We start from the raw sequence: 17,443 nt of genomic DNA on the forward strand, positions 1-17,443 counted from the left end.
GCGCGACAAGCGTTCACGGAATTCTCCTTTTCCGATTGCGCTTTTAAGCCCTTTGAAAAAAGAGTCAATGATTTTGCGATTGAAAGAGCAAGAAACGTGCTCAAAATCATGGAAACCGTGCCGCTTATTACGCGACGGCTAAAATAGCCAGTCTGCATGGCAGATATGGAATGTGATATTGCGCTATGTGGCCGAGATAGCACGAATACCCAAGTTTTAATTTTTATTATTGTTTTGCACCTTTACTCAAGCGGCTTTCGCATCTGTGCGCTCATTTTGTAATTATAATTCTGGCTACCTGTCTAGCTGGGTGGAGAAACATGTGTGGGGAAGGCTTGAGGGCGATTCCAAACAAAAAAAGAGCACTTTTACACCCCATTTAAAGCCATAAAAATAGAAGCAATGGCTCAAAAGAAAGCCTAGGCCGTGTGGACGATTCTTTTTCGGAGCGTGGTATGGATGAAAATAGCACAGGTTTAGGAGCAAAGCCGAAGGTGGAGTGGTTCTCCATCAAGGTTTTGCGACGCAAAGCTGGGTTATTTTCACCATATCCCTTCGGGACGTGGTGGATTTTGTCTCTGAATGCGTCGAACAACCCCTGTGGAGAACCACTCCACGGCGGTCTGTTCTCCTGTTCAGAAACAAAATCCGTCTCACGCCACGCCCGAAAAATAATCGTCCACACGGCCTAGCAGCACGTCCTTTAACAAGGTCAAAGTCTATTTAAATATGCTCGCTCTATTTAAGGTGTTGGACTAATTTTTCTTTTGCGTTTTAACTAATGTAGTTGTTTCAAATGACGTGCGTTTTCTCGGTAAGGATTTTAGATTGAGTAAAATATTTATACAACGAACTGACGGTATCATATTGGAACTTCTCACTGTATTATCGATAATGTTTGTTATTATTAATAATACACCCAATTTCTTATTTAACATTCAGAATACAACAGCACAGCTCCTCAGCATGAAAAAATATATTAGGCCGTGTGGGGATGACTGCCGTCATTAGAGCGCGTTTCGATTTGATTGAATCAGATCGGCGCCTCATCATTTATTTTAACGCGCATCTTATCCGAAAGCCGTTTCACACCTTTCGGGATGCGCTCTAATCGCCCCTTCATGCGGTCAGTGTCGGCAACCTGACATCAAGGCTATCGAGGATAACGCACTCAAGACCTGGCAGACTGATCAAAAACCTAAATAGATGTCAGGCTTTACGCACTGCGCTGAATTATTAAGCTCATCAGAATAACGACAGACCGAATGAAGAATACAGATTGATTAGTCCGAATCAGAAAAAAATATTTTTATCATGGTTAAACAACGACGCAGCTTTTCGTAGGCGAAAATAACACCCTAATTCAGGATTTCCCGACCTTACATTGCTGTCGTGCGTACAGGCGAAGAAGATCTTCATTTTTTATTTCTGCATCAAAAATATCGGCGTTCCGAACAATGACATGAAGGAGGAAGCATGACTCATTTTGCGCAAATTAAACACCGAACAGACAAAGCGGATTGGCGCGGTTCTCTGTGGCGTGCACAGCGTACCCACATCGGAATTGTGCCACTCCCAGCCTACGTTCTTATTGTAGTGCTGATCTTTGGCTTTGTATCTATCGGTAAAGTCCCATCAGATCTGACAATGTCAATCGGCATTCTGTCGATCGGTGGCTTCATCTTCATGGAGTTGGGGAAGCGCTTTCGAATACTTGGACTGATGGGTGGTGCCGCTATTATGGCCTTCGTTGTTCCATCTGCTGCCGTGTTTTACGGGTGGATCCCAACATCAGTGGCTCAATCTGTGACGACTTTCAGCAAACAGTCCAACTTTCTTTATCTATATATCTCAGCGATCGTTGTCGGCAGTATAATGAGCATGGACCGACAAGTGCTGCTAGCTGGATTTTTAAAGATTTTCATACCGGTCACTGCCGGCTCTGTCGTAGCTTCGATTGTCGGCACAATTGTAGGGGTATCTATGGGGTTGCCCCTGACACACACTCTCTTTTTTATCGTCGCGCCCATTATGGCAGGCGGTTTGGGAGAGGGCGCAATTCCTCTTTCACTTGGATATTCTTTCATTCTAAATCAACCGCAAGACGTGCTCTTTGCCCAGATCATTCCCGTTGTTATGCTGGGCAGTTTCACTGCCGTTCTGTTATGCGGACTTCTCAATATGTTGGGCAAATGTTTGCCGCACCTTACCGGTGAAGGAAGGCTCCAGTCTGAGAAGGACAACGAGAAGTCACATCCAGTCGAAAGTTCAGAAACAGCAGATATAACAGAAATCGCAGCAGCAGGCGTTACGATCGTCAGTCTATACCTTTTCGGTGTCTTCATCCAGAATTTGACAGACTTTCCAGCACCTATCTGCATGTTGTTTCTGGTTGTTGCCGCCAAGATTGGGCGCTTGTTCGATCCCAGCATCGAAAATGGCAGCCGTCATGTTTATAAATTCTTCTCAACTATTGTCACATGGCCGCTGTTGTTTGCGATGGGTGTCGCATTTACACCCTGGAGAGAATTTGTTGCGGTGTTTACGTTACCCACTGTCGTGACGGTATTCGCTACAGTGTTCTCGCTTATTGCGACCGGCTTCTTCACTGCCAGATTGGTCAACATGTATCCAATTGATACTGCAATCGTGACAGGCTGCCATAGTGGTCAAGGTGGCACCGGTGACATCGCCATCCTAACCGCCGCAAATCGTATGACGCTCATGCCTTTTGCACAAATAGCAACACGTATTGGTGGCGCAGTCACCGTCTCGCTGGCAATTTTTACCATCAAGTATTTCGTATGAATTTGTAAATTTATGATCGAACCAGACAACAAGCAATATAGCTTTTTGGTCCGCGCGCTCATCTTCAAAGACGTTATTTAAAAATAGGCGGTGCGGACGAAACTTGGACTATCATGGAGGTAGTTCATGTATTCCTACGAAGACCGGATGCGAGCCGTTGCGCTCTACATCAAGCTGGGCAAGCGCCCGAAAGCGACTATTCACCAGTTGGGCTATCCAAGCAGGAATGCGCTGAAGGATGGTGCCTGGAATATGAGCACCATCTTGATCTGCGTTTAGGATTTGCGCCCCAAGCCCATAAGTTCAAACAGGCGCAGAAGAAAGCGGCTGTTGAGTACTACCGCACGCATGATCGTTGTGTTTCTGCAACGATGCGCGCCTTAGGCTATCCCGGTCGTGCAACGTTGACAGCATGGGTTCGTGAGGCGTTTCCCGAAACTAGCAAAGCTGTCACTGGAAGTACTGGACGTCCGCGATATCCGGAGACGTTGAAGAAGGCTGGCGTCGTCAGACTTCATAATCGGCAAGAAAGTGCGCAGGCTTTGGCCGAAAAGCTCGGCGTATGCAGACCGACACTGTATAACTGGAAAAATCAGTTACTCGGTCCAGAGGCTCCCGCAATCATGAAACGCAAGAACAACTCACCACCAGTGTCAGAGCGAAAAGCGGATCAAGATATCACTTGGCGCACGAAGCCCAATCGAATATCGAAACAGTCTTGGCATCGTGTCATAAAACCAGTCCAAGTTTTTATCCGCAGCCCCACTGTGATAAACGATGGGGATTAGGGCCAATCCTCCGCGTTATGGATGGCACTTGAGATGCAGAGCGATCATAGGGCGGGAAATAAGCATGCTTACTGTGGCAGGTCAGCTACATAAATGTCTGCTGAGTTGCATAGAACAAATGAGGATCGGTACGCTTATCCTGATGGATATTGTTTTTCGAGCGGAGGTCGAGTGAAAGATCGCCATAAGGCATCATTTCATTCTAAACACGCATGAACCTATGCAGTTTGCGCACCACATTGCACCGTTGAGAACCACCCGGTATAGCAGTTGAGCGCTTGACACTTATAGCTAGCAACATCTTATATATCAGCAGCTCGGGTGGGGCGCTGATTACCGATATATCTCAGACGAGTACAATCAGCATCTGCGTTCTATCGAGAGCGGGCTTTCAAATGAACGGCAGGCTTTTGCTGGTTGTTCAGCTAGGAATGAAATATGCAGCGCGTTTTCGACGGGCACAATGATGTCCTTCTGCGTCTTTGGGAAAACCAGCGTCACGGTGGCGATCCCATCAAGGAATTCATCAACGGCACCGAAGTTGGTCATATCGACTTGCCGCGCTCACGCAAAGGCGGTTTGGCCGGTGGTATCTGCGCAATCTATGTCCCATCCGGTCATCATATCGAATTGGGAAAGCCCGACGAGAACGGCCATTACGTAACTCCGCTTTCGCCGCCGTTGGAACGCTCCCGTTCACTGGATATAGCGCTTGAGTTTGCATCTCTTGCTCTGCGACTTGAAGAAGCTGGCGGCTGGAAGCTTTGCCGCAACGGCAAAGATCTCGATGAGACGCTTGACAGCGACACCTTCGCTGCTGTTCTTCATATGGAAGGTTGTGAGGCCATCGATGTAGAGCTTGCCGCGCTTGATGTGTTTTATGCCGCTGGCCTGCGCTCGTTGGGGCCGGTCTGGAGCCGCAACAATATTTTCGCGCATGGGGTTCCTTTTGCATACCCGATGAGCCCCGACACCGGTCCCGGCCTGACACCAGCGGGCGAGCGCCTTATTAAGGAATGCAACCGCAAAGGCATTCTGATCGATCTTGCGCATATTACCGAAAAAGGCTTCTGGGATGTGGCAAAACTGAGCGATCAGCCGCTTATTGCCAGCCATTCCAACGCGCATGCCCTCACGCCTGTCGCACGCAATCTCACGGATCGACAGATGGATGCAATCAGCGAAAGCAAGGGACTTGCCGGTCTCAACTATGCAACCACCATGCTGCGCAGTGACGGCAAAGAAAATGCAAATACGCCTTTGTCCGATATCGTCCGGCATGTTGATTACATGGTCGAACGCATGGGCATTGATTGCGTGGCGCTTGGCTCGGACTACGATGGTGCGACTATTCCAGCGGAAATCGGCGATGCCGCAGGCACACAAAACTTGGTAACTGCCTTGCAGGATGCAGGTTATAGTGAGGACGAACTTGCCAAGCTTTGCCGTAACAATTGGGTACGCGTACTGAAACAAGCTTGGCACGACGCAGCCTGAGCACAAACAAAATTACAGAAAGGGAACTAAAATGACGCATTTCGGACGTTTTCGTCTTCTCGCTGCTGGCGCGGCTTTTGCCACCATCATGGCTGCGAACCCGGCATTTTCAGCAACACCAGCCGACACGCTGGTTCAGGCTTGGGCCATCGATGATACCATAACGCTTGATCCGGCTGAATCCTTTGAACTTTCGCCCGCTGAATTCATCGGCAATGCTTATGACATGCTGGTTCGCCTCGATATCAACGACACATCCAAGGTCGTGCCGGGCGTGGCTGAAAGCTGGACGATTTCGGATGACGGTCTGACCTATACGTTCAAGCTCAAGCCAGGCATCAAATTCGCCTCCGGCAACCCTCTGACCGCAAAAGACGTGGCTTACTCCTTCGAACGCGCGGTGCGCCTCGACAAAAGCCCGGCATTTATCCTGACCCAGTTTGGCCTGAATGGCGAAAACGTCAATGAAACGGCCAAGGCAGTTGACGACACCACTTTTGTTCTGACCGTCGACAAAGCTTATGCACCAAGCTTTGTGCTGAACTGCCTCACGGCCACGATTGGCGCGATTGTCGACCAGAAGCTTTTGGAAGAACACTCCGTAAAAGTCACACCAACCGATGACTATAAATACGACACCGATTATGCGGCTGCATGGCTCAAGACAGGCTATGCCGGTTCAGGTCCATTCAAAATCCGTGACTGGCGTGCCAATGAAGTTGTTGTTTTAGAACGCAACGATAATTATTACGGCGAAAAAGCCAAGCTTGCTCGCGTCTTCTATCGTCACGTCAAGGAAAGCGCCACACAGCGCCTTATGCTTGAATCGGGTGACGTCGACGTGGCACGCAATCTCGAACCAGGCGATCTGGAAGCCGTTCAGAAGAACAAGGAACTCGCAGCGGTAGATGCGCCAAAAGGCACTGTCTATTACATTTCGCTCAACCAGAAGAATGAAAATCTGGCAAAGCCGGAAGTGCGCGAAGCCTTCAAATATCTGGTTGACTACGATGCAATTGGCTCAACGCTGATCAAGGGCATTGGCGACATTCGCCAGACCTATCAGGCAAAAGGCGTGCTTGGCGCACTCGACGCAAGCCCTTACAAGCTTGATGTCGAAAAAGCCAAGGAACTGCTCGAAAAAGCTGGTCTTAAAGATGGTCTTTCGGTCACTTTCGACGTTCGCAACACACAGCCCGTAACCGGTATTGCTGAGTCATTCCAGCAATCCGCTGCCAAGGCCGGCATTAAGATCGACATCATTCCGGGCGATGGCAAACAGACGCTGACCAAATACCGTGCCCGTAACCACGATCTTTATATTGGCCAGTGGGGAATGGATTATTGGGATCCGAATTCCAATGCTGAAGCTTTCACGTCCAACCCGGATAATGGTGACGACGCGTCCAACAAGACGCTGGCATGGCGCAATGCATGGGACATTCCTGCGCTAACTGAGCAAACCAAGGCTGCACTTCTCGAACGCGACAACGACAAGCGTGCTGCGATCTACCAGAAGCTTCAGCAGGAAGCCCTTGATGAAAGCCCATTCGTGATGCTGTTCCAGCAGATCGAAGTTGCGGGGCTTCGTGGCAATGTGAAGGGCTACAAGCTCGGGCCTACATTCGATTCGAACTTCCTCGCACCAGTCAGCAAAGACTGATCTGAAGAACGGTCAGACCATTGAACGCTACAACAACACCTAAAAGGAGGGGCGCCCGGCGGCGCTCCTCAACCATCGCATTAGCAATCGCCAGCTTTCTGGGGATCGTTGTAACCACCTATATCGGCCTTTTGGCAGTGACCTTCTTCATCGGCCGCGTTGTGCCGATTGATCCTGTTCTGGCAATCGTTGGCGACCGCGCACCTGCGCATGTGGTGGCACGTGTCCGCGAGGAGATGGGCTTTAACCTGCCCTATTACCAGCAGTTTTACCTTTATGTAAAAGGCATATTGCAAGGCGATTTTGGAACGTCTGTCTTAACCACCAATCCGGTTATGGCCGATATTCGCCGCGTGTTTCCTGCCACCATGGAACTTGCAACGATCGGCACGATCATTGGCGCTTTGTTCGGCATTCCGCTTGGCGTTCTGGCTGCGGTCAAGCGTGGCAGCATCATCGATCAAATCGTGCGTGTGATTGGTCTTGTGGGTTATTCGGTCCCGATTTTCTGGCTTGGCATGCTGGCGCTGCTAATTTTCTATGCGCGGCTTGGTTGGACTTCTGGACCCGGACGCATTGACATTACCTTTGAATATACATTCACCCCAATCACCGGCTTTTATCTGTTTGACGCGATTGTACAGCGTGATTGGGAAGCGCTGCGCAACATCGTCTCACACCTTGTTCTGCCATCTGCGCTGCTCGGTTATTTCAGCCTCGCTTATATCAGCCGTATGACGCGCTCATTCATGCTCAATGAACTTGAGCAGGAATATATCATTGCAGCACGCGCAAAAGGCATTTCAGAAACCCGCATCATATGGGGCCATGCTTTGCGTAATGCTGCCGTGCCGCTGGTGACAGTTATCGCCCTCTCCTATGCAGGTCTGCTCGAAGGCTCGGTGCTGACCGAAACCATTTTCGCATGGCCGGGACTGGGACTTTACATCACCAATTCGCTGCAAAATGCCGACATGAACGCCGTTCTGGGTGGTACGATTATCATCGGTTCGGTCTTTATCGCGCTTAACCTCGTGTCCGATCTTCTCTATCGGCTTCTTGACCCAAGGACGCGCGTGAAATGAGCCAAATGACAGACGTTTCAAATCTTTCATGGCGCGACTGGTTGCTTTCAGAGCGTCCGCAGTCGCGCATGCAGGCCCGCCTTGGTCGTTCCTATATGGTCTGGCGACGCTTCACAGCGAACAAGCTCGCTGTGATCGGCCTTTTTATCATCATCGCGCTTTTGTTTGTCGCAGCCTTTGCAAATCTTCTCGCACCGCATTCGCCATATACAGGCGATCTGGCCAATGCACGCTTGCTGCCACCGGGCACGCCCGGTTATCTGCTTGGCACCGATGATCAGGGTCGCGATATTCTTTCTCGACTGATCTATGGTTCGCGTCTTACACTCTATGTCGTTCTGCTTGTAGCAATTATCGCAGCGCCAATCGGTCTGTTGGTTGGTACGGTTGCGGGCTATGCCGGTGGCTGGGTCGATGCCATTCTCATGCGCATCACCGATATTTTCCTTGCTTTCCCAAAACTCATTCTCGCGCTTGCATTCGTTGCAGCTTTGGGACCTGGCATCGAAAACGCCATTATTGCCATCGCCATTACCTCATGGCCGCCTTATGCGCGTATTGCCCGCTCTGAAACACTGACCGTTCGCAATTCCGATTATATCTCCGCCGTGCGTCTGATGGGTGCTTCGCCGTTTCGCATTGTCCTGCGTCACATCATGCCGCTCTGCACCTCCTCGCTGATCGTGCGTGTGACGCTTGATATGGCGGGCATCATTCTGACCGCGGCAGGCCTTGGCTTTCTTGGCCTCGGTGCTCAGCCGCCGTTGCCTGAATGGGGGGCAATGATTGCTTCAGGTCGTCGGTTTATCCTTGATCAATGGTGGGTAGCTGCCATGCCGGGTATTGCGATCCTGATCGTCAGCCTGGGCTTCAACTTCCTTGGCGACGGCTTGCGTGATGCACTTGATCCGCGGGGTAACAACCAATGACGCCGCTTTTGACAGTTGAAGACCTTCGCGTCACCTTTCCCACTCGCACAGGTGCTATTGAAGCCGTACGTGGCGTCAGCTTTACGCTTGGCCGCGAACGTTTGGGTATCGTTGGCGAATCCGGTTCCGGTAAGTCGCAGACCGGACGCGCTATCATGGGGCTTACTCCGCTTCACGCAAAAATCACCGCCAAAAAGCTTGAATTTGACGGCATTGACCTTCTCAATGCATCTGCACGCCAACGTCGCAGCTTGCGCGGGGGACGCATTGCGATGGTCCTGCAAGATCCGAAATATTCGCTTAACCCGGTTATGACGATCGGCAAGCAGATAGCCGAGACGCTCAAAGCACACGGCAAGTTTTCACGTGCCGAAATCCGCAATCGCTCAATCTCAATGCTTGAGGCCGTTCAGATCAATGATCCTGAACGCGTCATGAAGCTATATCCGCACGAAGTTTCGGGCGGCATGGGACAGCGCGTGATGATTGCCATGATGCTGATCGCAGAACCTGAATTGCTGATTGCCGACGAGCCGACGTCCGCACTGGATGTTACGGTTCAGCTTGAAGTGCTTGGCATTCTCGATAAGCTTGTAGCCGATCGGGGTATGGGCCTGATTTTCATTAGCCACGATCTACGTCTCGTTTCATCCTTTTGCGACAGGGTGATTGTCATGTATGCGGGTAAGATTGTTGAGGAAATTGCTGCAAGCGATCTTTCCAATGCGAAACATCCCTATACGCAGGGATTGCTGGACTGCATGCCCAAACTTGGCATGGAGCGCCATCCACTTCCCACCTTAAAGCGCGAAGAGGCATGGCGTCTATGACAACCGCATCCGCACTCAACATCGACAAAGTCGATGTATTTTTCGATGAATTCCACGCGTTGAAATCGGTCAGCATTGATGTGGCTCGTGGTGAATCCTATGGATTGGTGGGCGAGTCTGGTTCTGGCAAGTCCACGCTGTTGCGCGCTGTTGCAGGCCTTGCACCCGTCGATGACGGTGAAATCCGCATCGATGGTAAACTGCTCAAAACCCCGCGAGACAAAGACTTTTATCGCACTGTTCAAATGGTGTTTCAGGATCCTTATGGCTCGCTGCATCCTCGTCAAACAATCGACCGTTTGCTACTTGAACCGCTTGCCATCCACGGTATCGACAACACCGAACAACGTATTGTTCGCGCACTGGATGAAGTCGGGCTGGGCTCTGGATTTCGCTTCCGGTATCCGCACCAGCTTTCAGGCGGCCAGCGTCAGCGCATAGCAATTGCGCGGGCCCTGATAATCGAGCCGAGTATCCTGCTGCTCGATGAGCCTACCTCGGCACTGGATGCTTCAGTGCAGGCTGAAGTGCTGAACCTGCTCGAACAGGTGCGTCGAGATCGCAAGCTCACCTTTGTTATGGTTAGTCATGACCTTGGCGTTGTCACTCATATGTGTGAACGATTAGCCGTTATGCGAAATGGCGAAGTGGTGGAACAACTTGATGCCAATGACCTTGTCAGCGGCAATATTAACGCCGATTACACAAAAAGCCTTATGATGGCCAGCGAAGGTTTCAGACGTTAAAAGGCAGTCAGAACAGGAATTTGGTATATCTGTTGTTTCCGATTTTAGTTGTTTCGGAACTCAAATCATCTGTGCGCTTCAAAAAAGCATGTCATCAGCTTAATAAAAAGCTGCAAATAACCTGAACGCAACAAGCGATAGTTCTCGTTAGGCACGTCAAAATCGGCCACGCCACGTCGACCATCTCAACGAAAATCCCTTTAAGCAATAATAGGTTTAAAGGGTACAAACCCTTAAAATGTGTCGCGCAAAACCAATCAAGGTTTTGCGCGACACGCCCCCGCCGGCATCAACGACGTCGTACTTTGATCAAGCGCGACGCGTACCCGACGATACAATATCGAGATAGACGGCCAGCACCAAAATACTTCCTTTGATGATCTGCTGCCAGAATGTGTCGACGCCCAGCATCGACATGCCATTGTCGAGGCTCGACATAATAAGCGCACCGACCAATGCACCTATGACTGAACCAACGCCACCACGCATTGATGTTCCACCGATAAAGCAGGATGCAATGGCATCAAGCTCGCCGCCGAAGCCTGCCGAAGGCGTACCAGCCGCAAGGCGTGCGGTTGTGGTCAGGCCAGCAACGGCTGCCATCAGACCCATCAGCGCAAACACAGCCATCTTGACGAAGTTCACATTGACGCCGGAAAATCGTGTGGCCTCAAGATTGGAGCCAACCGCATAAATATGGCGTCCGAAGACTGTCTGCCGTGAGATAATGGTGAAAACACCAAGGATAACGAGCAGCACGAGAACCGGAAACGGAACACCCTGATAGCTGTTAAGAACCAAAATGAAGCCCAAAATCAGGATGCCCGTTCCAACCAGACGCGCAATTTCCATAGCCGGTGAAAGCATTTGCAGATTGTGCTTACGCTTGCTGGCGCGCGTTCGCAGAGTGATCAATATAAGCACGGCGAACAAAGCCATCGCGCAGACATTGCCAAACCATTCTGGCAGATAGCCCTGCCCGAGATATTTAAAGTCTGACGAGATAGGCGCGATGGTAACGCCACCCATAATACCAAGCACGATCCCGCGGAAAACCAGCTGTCCGCCAAGCGTGACGATAAAGGATGGAATGCCAAGATAGGCCGTCAACCAGCCGTTAAAACCTCCCAAAATCACGCCTAAAACCAACACAGTACTGATTGTAGCCCATAAGGGCCAGCCATAGACAACGTCGAGTACAGCCGCCACGCCTCCCAAAAGACCAAGCAAAGCCCCGACAGACAAGTCGATTTCACCCGCCACAATGACGAACACCATGGCTGAGGCCAACATGCCGGTAATTGCCATCTGGCGCAGAAGATTTGAAAAGTTTCGCGCCGTCAAAAACTGCGACCGACCCATTTCAGGATCATAAGTCATGACGGCAAAGAATGCCCAGATCAAAGCGACGACGATCAACAGCGCCACGATCTTATATTCTGATAAAAATTTTCTGAGGCTTTTGCCTGTCAACGTCATATCATGCACCGGTTAGATTAGCTGCGGTTCAATATTCAAAAAACTAGGCCGCATTGGTTTCAGGCTTGCCAATAGCTGCGGCAAGAACCTTCTCTTGGCTTAGATTTTCATTCGGGAAGTCGCCGCGCAACTTGCCCTCGCCAATAACGAGAACACGATCACTAATGCCCAGCACTTCCGGCATTTCCGACGACACCATCAAAATGGCCACGCCTTGTTTCGCTAGCGCGAAGATCAGCTTGTAAATTTCATATTTCGCACCGACATCGACGCCGCGTGTCGGCTCATCAAGAATAAGCACCTTGGGGTTAGGCAGCATCATTTTTGAAAGTACAGCTTTCTGCTGATTGCCGCCTGAAAGCGACGCAATGGCAAGCATTGGATCGGCTGTCTTCACTTTCAAACGCAGGATTTCTCGCTGGATCGTTGCGAGTTCAGACTCTTTGTCGATCAAACCGCGCAAGGAAAAGCGATCAAGGACAGAGATCGTCATGTTATGACCAACCGCCATGATGGGCAGAATGCCATCACGCTTGCGATCTTCCGGCACCATGCAAATACCTTGCTGCACAGCATCGCGGGGATTACGGATTTTGATTTCTTTGCCTTCAAGAAAGACTTGTCCTTGGTGTACACCCGGCCAGACACCAAACAAGCTCGACACGAGTTCCGTTCGCCCTGCGCCTACGAGTCCTGCAATACCCAAAATCTCACCGCGCCTTAGCGCGAACGAAACATCATCAACCACTTTGCGATCAGGATTGGTTACACCCCAGCAACTTATATTACGGGCTTCAAACACCACCTCGCCAATGTCGTGCGGCTCACGTGGGAAAAGATTTTTCATTTCACGCCCAACCATCATCGTGATGATGTCAGGTGTGGTCAGTTCTGCCATCGGGCGTGTCGCAATATGTGCGCCATCGCGAATGACAGTCACTGTGTCAGAAATTTCAGCCACTTCATCAAGCTTGTGCGAGATGTAGACACAAGCCATACCTTGCGCTTTAAAATCCTTGATCAGATCGAGTAGAATACGCGTTTCAGATGAAGTCAGCGCCGAAGTCGGCTCATCCAGAATGAGAAGCTTGGCGTTTTTGTTGATTGCTTTAGCAATTTCGATCAACTGCTGCTTGCCACCGGTATAATGATAAACCGGCAGCGCGACATTGATATCGAAAATCTTGAGACGTGCGAGCAGCTCAGTTGCCCGTGAGTTCATCTGATCATAATCGATGAAGCCGCCAGTTGTCGGTTCAGAACCCAGAAAGATATTCTCGGCCACAGACAAATGCGGCACCATCATCAATTCCTGATGGATAATAACGATGCCAGCTTCTTCCGTATCGCGAATGCCGCTGGCTTTTAATTCTTTACCTTCCCAGAAAATCTCACCCGTCCAAGTGCCATAGGGATAAACACCCGAAAGCACTTTCATAAGCGTCGATTTACCCGCGCCGTTTTCACCGCAAAGCCCGACACATTCTCCCGGACGCACTTTCAGGTAAATTCCATCCAACGCCTTTACGCCGTTGAAATCTTTACTGATGTTTCGCATTTCCAAAAGGTATTCGGACATAAATACACGACCTTACAGTATTTCGGGTAGCATTTTCAGAAAGCAAATTGACCATAGACAACGCTGTCAAACTGAGGCCAATAAAAAAGTTCTGAAGGTCAGACGCCAAAAAACGTTATCCGGCGCCTGATCCATCAACTAATTTCCAAGTTGAAACAACCGGGCCTTACTTCCCGTCGATCTGTTCCTTGGTATAAAAACCGTCTGTCACATAGATGTCGACATTGTCCTTGGTCACAGCAGTTGGTGTCAGAAGCAATGTATCGACTTCCTTCGAACCATTGTCGATCTTGCCATTGAATTCAGGCTTTTCGTCCCGAACCAGCTGAACCGTCAACTTCGCTGCTTCTTCAGCAATCAGCTTGAGCGGCTTGTAAACCGTTACGGTCTGCGTGCCATCAACCAGACGCTTTACAGCAGCCAGATCGCTGTCCTGACCGGAAACCGCTGTCTTACCTGCAAGACCCTGTGCGGCCAAAGCCTGAATTGCGCCACCGGCAGTACCGTCATTGGAAGCAACAACAGCATCAATTTTGTTCTGGTTTGCCGTCAATGCGTTTTCCATGATGGAGAGCGCTTCAGTCGGGCTCCATTCCTTGACCCATTGCGAGCCAACGATCTTGACCTTGCCGGAATCGACCGCTTCCTTCAGCGCCTTTTCCTGACCAGCACGAAGAAGCTTCGCGTTGTTATCGGTTGGCGAACCACCGAGCAGGTAATAATTGCCTTCCGGCTTTTCCTTGAGCACGGCTTCTGCCTGCATGAAACCAACACGCTCATTATCAAAAGAAATATAAGCGTCGATATCGGCATTGAGGATCAAGCGATCATAAGACAGAACCTTGATGCCGGAAGCTTTTGCATCAGCAACGACAGCATCAAAAACCTTTGAGTTCATCGGCACGATCACAATAGCGTCGACACCCTGCGAGATCAGGTTTTCAACCTGCTTGACCTGCTTTTCTTCATTGCCGTCAGCCGACTGAACGTTGACCTTGGCACCAAGCTTTTCCGCTGCTGCGATGAAATAATCGCGGTCACGCGCCCAACGCTCTACGCGCAAATCATCGATAGAAAAGCCGATAACCGGGTTTTCCGGCGAAGCGAAAGCTGGCGCAGTCCCCATTGCACCAATGCCAAGAGCTGCGGCGACCAACGCACCTGTCAAAAAATTACGACGTTTCATGCACGTTCCTCCAATCACCACCGACGAAATGCCGGCTGATACAAGACCTCGCCCCGAACGAAACCGCCCCCGGAGTTTGGTACGACAAAACAGCCTCAAAAGAGGCCGCTACTTCTTATATCTGGCTGACCCTCCCTGCGGTGCTGAGCACCAAGATCACTCCAGCGAAACTATGCACAAGGCGCACGGCTCCTATCCTCGGCTGCAATTGATACGCGAACAAAAATGAATAGCAAGCATTTTTTGATTTACGTACCTCATTTTTACTCCTATGTTCCGCTGCGAGGAGTAAGCATGAAACCCACCGTGCATGACATAGCCAGAACTGCGGGCGTCAGTCTCGCCACGGTTGACCGTGTGCTCAACGATCGCCCCGGCGTAAAAGGCAAAACACGCGACCGCGTAACGGACGCGATGAATTCGCTTGGCTATGTGCGTGATGTTGGCGCTGCCAATCTCGCGCGTGGCAGACTTTATCAGTTCGATTTCATTCTGCCAGACAATGAAAATACCTTCATGCAAAGCTTGCGCGCTGAGCTGGAAGCGGCAACCGAACGAGGGCTTTCGGAACGCGTTTCTATCAATCTCGTGCTTGTTCCAGCCTTTGATGAAGCAGCCCTTGTAAAAGCGCTCAATGAAAGCGCCGAACGCAAGCCTGATGGCGTTGCCTTTGTTGCCGTTGACACGGATCCCGTGCGTAAGGCCTGTGCAAGGCTGACCGAATTAGGTGTCCACGCTGTGACGCTGATTTCTGATCTGGGCCACTCAACGCGTGCGCATTATGTCGGCATCGATAACGGCGCAGCTGGCCGGACGGCTGCGCGTTTGCTGGGGCTTTTTGCAAGCGGAACCAGCGGTGCCATCGCAGTTATCGCTGGCTCGCTGAAAGTACACGACCATCAGGCGCGGTTTGAAGGCTTTAAAAGTGCGATGGAAACTGATTTTTCCGGGCGCGAAATTCTGCCCGTTCTTGAAGGTTTTGATGAAGGCGCGCGCGTTGAAAAACTCGTGCTTGAACTTCTCGATGAGCGCAACGACCTTGCAGGAATTTACAGTTTGGGCGCAGGCAACAGCGGACTCGTACGCGCTCTTGCCGCTTCCCGAAATGTCAACCGGCCCTTGGTCGTCGCGCACGAACGTGACGGCGTCACATCGCAGGCACTGAAAGATGATCTTGTTCATGCTGTGCTGGCACAGGATGCAGGGCATGAAATACGCAGTGCCATACGCGTTCTCAAAGCAACTGCGGATCGCCTCGCCATTGTACCGGGCCAAGAACATATCCGCATCGAAATCTTTCTCAAAGACAACCTGCCACAGCTCGACTGAGGCGCTGAACACACGATAATTCGACTGGAGCAATTATGTATCTCGGGCTTGATCTAGGAACATCCGGCGTCAAAGCGCTTCTGATTGACGACAATCAGGCTGTCATAGGCTCTGCGCATGGTGACCTCGACGTCTCGCGCCCGCATCCCGGCTGGAGCGAGCAAGATCCTGCACAATGGATCAAGGCTTGTGAAGCGGCAATTGATGGCCTGAGCGCAGCGCATCCAAAAGAATTTTCAGCCGTTGCAGGCATTGGTCTTTCTGGTCAGATGCATGGTGCAACGCTGCTTGATGAAAATGATCAGGTGCTTCGCCCCTGCATTCTGTGGAACGATACGCGCAGCTATGAAGAAGCGGCTGAACTCGACGCCGATCCGACTTTCCGTACCATCACCGGCAATATTGTTTTCCCCGGCTTCACAGCACCGAAGCTGGTCTGGGTTGCCCGCAATGAACCGGATATTTTTGCGCGCACGCGCAAGGTTCTTTTGCCGAAGGATTATCTGCGGCTCTGGCTGACGGGCGAATATGTCTCCGACATGTCGGATTCGGCAGGCACCAGCTGGCTTGATACCGGCGCGCGCCAATGGTCAAATGAGCTTCTCTCCAAGACGGGGCTGAGCGAAAGCCATATGCCAAAGCTTGCCGAAGGCAGCGACGCCACCGGAACTTTGCGCGCTGAACTCACCGCGCGCTGGGGACTTTCGAGCGCTCCGGTCGTTGCGGGTGGCGCGGGTGACAATGCGGCGTCTGCCTGTGGCATGGGGACGGTCCAGCCCGGTCATGCTTTCGTTTCGCTTGGGACATCGGGGGTTCTGTTCGCCGCCAATGGAGCTTACCAGCCAAAGCCCGAAAGTGCAGTTCATGCTTTCTGCCATGCGCTTCCCGGCACATGGCACCAGATGGGAGTAATCCTATCTGCCGCCAGCGCTCTCGACTGGTTCTCCCGCATCACAGGCACCAGCGCACACGCGCTTGATGCAGAGCTGGGAACCGCACTGAATGCCCCCGGCAGTGCGACGTTCTTGCCTTATCTTTCAGGTGAACGCACACCTTATAATGACGCGAAAATCCGGGGCGTCTTCAGCGGTCTGGATCACGAAACTGATCGCCAAGTGATGACGCAAGCTGTGCTTGAAGGTGTGGCATTCGCCATCCGTGATAATCTCGTAGCGCTGCAATCGGCCGGCACCGAGATCAAATCGCTCATTGCAGTGGGCGGCGGCTCGCGTTCCACCTATTGGCTTAAATCGATTGCGACAGCATTGAATGTGCCGATTTCTGTTCCCGAAGAAGGTGATTTCGGTGCAGCATTTGGCGCGGCGCGTCTCGGCCTGCTTGCTGCCAGCGGTGCTGATCCTTTTGCGATCTGCACGCCACCACGAACGGCCCATACCATCGAGCCTGAACAAGCACTGATTTCGTCTTATGACGAAGCCTATCAGCGTTACCACGCACTTTATCCCGCGCTGCGTCCACTCGCTTAACCAGCAAAGCCGCAGCGTTACCATCATCAACATTGGA

The 17,443-nt window shown here is 51.2% G+C and carries 12 protein-coding genes and 1 pseudogene; 10 read left to right on the forward strand and 3 right to left on the reverse strand.

Translation table 11 applies throughout. The features are described from left to right. Window positions 1–1,476 precede the first annotated feature (1,476 nt). The 8 genes and pseudogenes from CEV31_RS17210 (at window position 1,477) to CEV31_RS17245 (ending at window position 10,346) form a co-directional block, all read left to right on the forward strand. Window positions 1,477–2,808, forward strand: coding sequence for a 2-hydroxycarboxylate transporter family protein (locus CEV31_RS17210; protein WP_094508838.1), 1,332 nt, complete (start codon window positions 1,477–1,479; stop codon window positions 2,806–2,808). 126 nt (window positions 2,809–2,934) lie between these two features. After that, window positions 2,935–3,473 (forward strand): annotated as a pseudogene (locus tag CEV31_RS21345) (helix-turn-helix domain-containing protein); the annotation flags it as partial. A 561-nt stretch (window positions 3,474–4,034) separates the two neighbouring features. After that, window positions 4,035–5,093 carry a dipeptidase gene (locus CEV31_RS17220; protein WP_094508840.1) on the forward strand — a complete coding sequence of 353 codons (1,059 nt, stop codon included), beginning with the start codon at window positions 4,035–4,037 and terminating at the stop codon, window positions 5,091–5,093. A gap of 31 nt (window positions 5,094–5,124) precedes the next feature. After that, complete coding sequence (locus tag CEV31_RS17225; protein WP_094508842.1) at window positions 5,125–6,756, forward strand: ABC transporter substrate-binding protein; 1,632 nt, start codon at window positions 5,125–5,127, stop codon at window positions 6,754–6,756. A 20-nt stretch (window positions 6,757–6,776) separates the two neighbouring features. Then, a complete protein-coding gene (locus tag CEV31_RS17230) occupies window positions 6,777–7,841 on the forward strand; it encodes an ABC transporter permease (RefSeq protein WP_169717382.1) in 1,065 nt (354 codons plus the stop codon). Beyond that, entirely contained in the window at window positions 7,838–8,770 is a 933-nt protein-coding gene (nikC, locus tag CEV31_RS17235; protein ID WP_094508844.1) for a nickel transporter permease, read from the forward strand. The genes CEV31_RS17230 and nikC overlap by 4 nt, the downstream gene beginning before the upstream one ends. Beyond that, a complete protein-coding gene (locus CEV31_RS17240) occupies window positions 8,767–9,600 on the forward strand; it encodes an ABC transporter ATP-binding protein (RefSeq protein ID WP_094508846.1) in 834 nt (277 codons plus the stop codon). Before nikC ends, CEV31_RS17240 begins: the two co-directional genes overlap by 4 nt. Further along, window positions 9,597–10,346, forward strand: coding sequence for an ABC transporter ATP-binding protein (locus CEV31_RS17245; protein ID WP_094508848.1), 750 nt, complete (start codon window positions 9,597–9,599; stop codon window positions 10,344–10,346). The genes CEV31_RS17240 and CEV31_RS17245 overlap by 4 nt, the downstream gene beginning before the upstream one ends. Before the next feature lie 309 nt (window positions 10,347–10,655). Here the strand turns inward: CEV31_RS17245 and CEV31_RS17250 are convergent, their stop codons facing one another. The 3 genes from CEV31_RS17250 to xylF all read right to left on the reverse strand — a co-directional run bounded on the left by CEV31_RS17250 (window position 10,656) and on the right by xylF (window position 14,590). Continuing rightward, complete coding sequence (locus tag CEV31_RS17250; RefSeq protein ID WP_094508850.1) at window positions 10,656–11,825, reverse strand: sugar ABC transporter permease; 1,170 nt, start codon at window positions 11,823–11,825, stop codon at window positions 10,656–10,658. Between the two features lie 43 nt (window positions 11,826–11,868). Beyond that, entirely contained in the window at window positions 11,869–13,404 is a 1,536-nt protein-coding gene (locus tag CEV31_RS17255; protein WP_094508852.1) for a xylose ABC transporter ATP-binding protein, read from the reverse strand. Between the two features lie 166 nt (window positions 13,405–13,570). Then, window positions 13,571–14,590 carry a D-xylose ABC transporter substrate-binding protein gene (xylF, locus tag CEV31_RS17260; protein ID WP_094508854.1) on the reverse strand — a complete coding sequence of 340 codons (1,020 nt, stop codon included), beginning with the start codon at window positions 14,588–14,590 and terminating at the stop codon, window positions 13,571–13,573. A gap of 294 nt (window positions 14,591–14,884) precedes the next feature. Between xylF and CEV31_RS17265 the strand changes: the two genes are divergently transcribed. Together CEV31_RS17265 and xylB are read left to right on the forward strand one after the other, a co-directional pair. Continuing rightward, window positions 14,885–15,919 (forward strand): LacI family DNA-binding transcriptional regulator, encoded by a 1,035-nt coding sequence (locus CEV31_RS17265; RefSeq protein WP_094508857.1) that lies wholly within the window; start codon window positions 14,885–14,887, stop codon window positions 15,917–15,919. A gap of 35 nt (window positions 15,920–15,954) precedes the next feature. After that, entirely contained in the window at window positions 15,955–17,406 is a 1,452-nt protein-coding gene (gene xylB / locus CEV31_RS17270; protein WP_094508859.1) for a xylulokinase, read from the forward strand. The last annotated feature ends 37 nt before the right edge of the window (window positions 17,407–17,443 follow it).

This window comes from Brucella thiophenivorans (genome assembly GCF_002252445.1).
Lineage (GTDB): Bacteria > Pseudomonadota > Alphaproteobacteria > Rhizobiales > Rhizobiaceae > Brucella > Brucella thiophenivorans.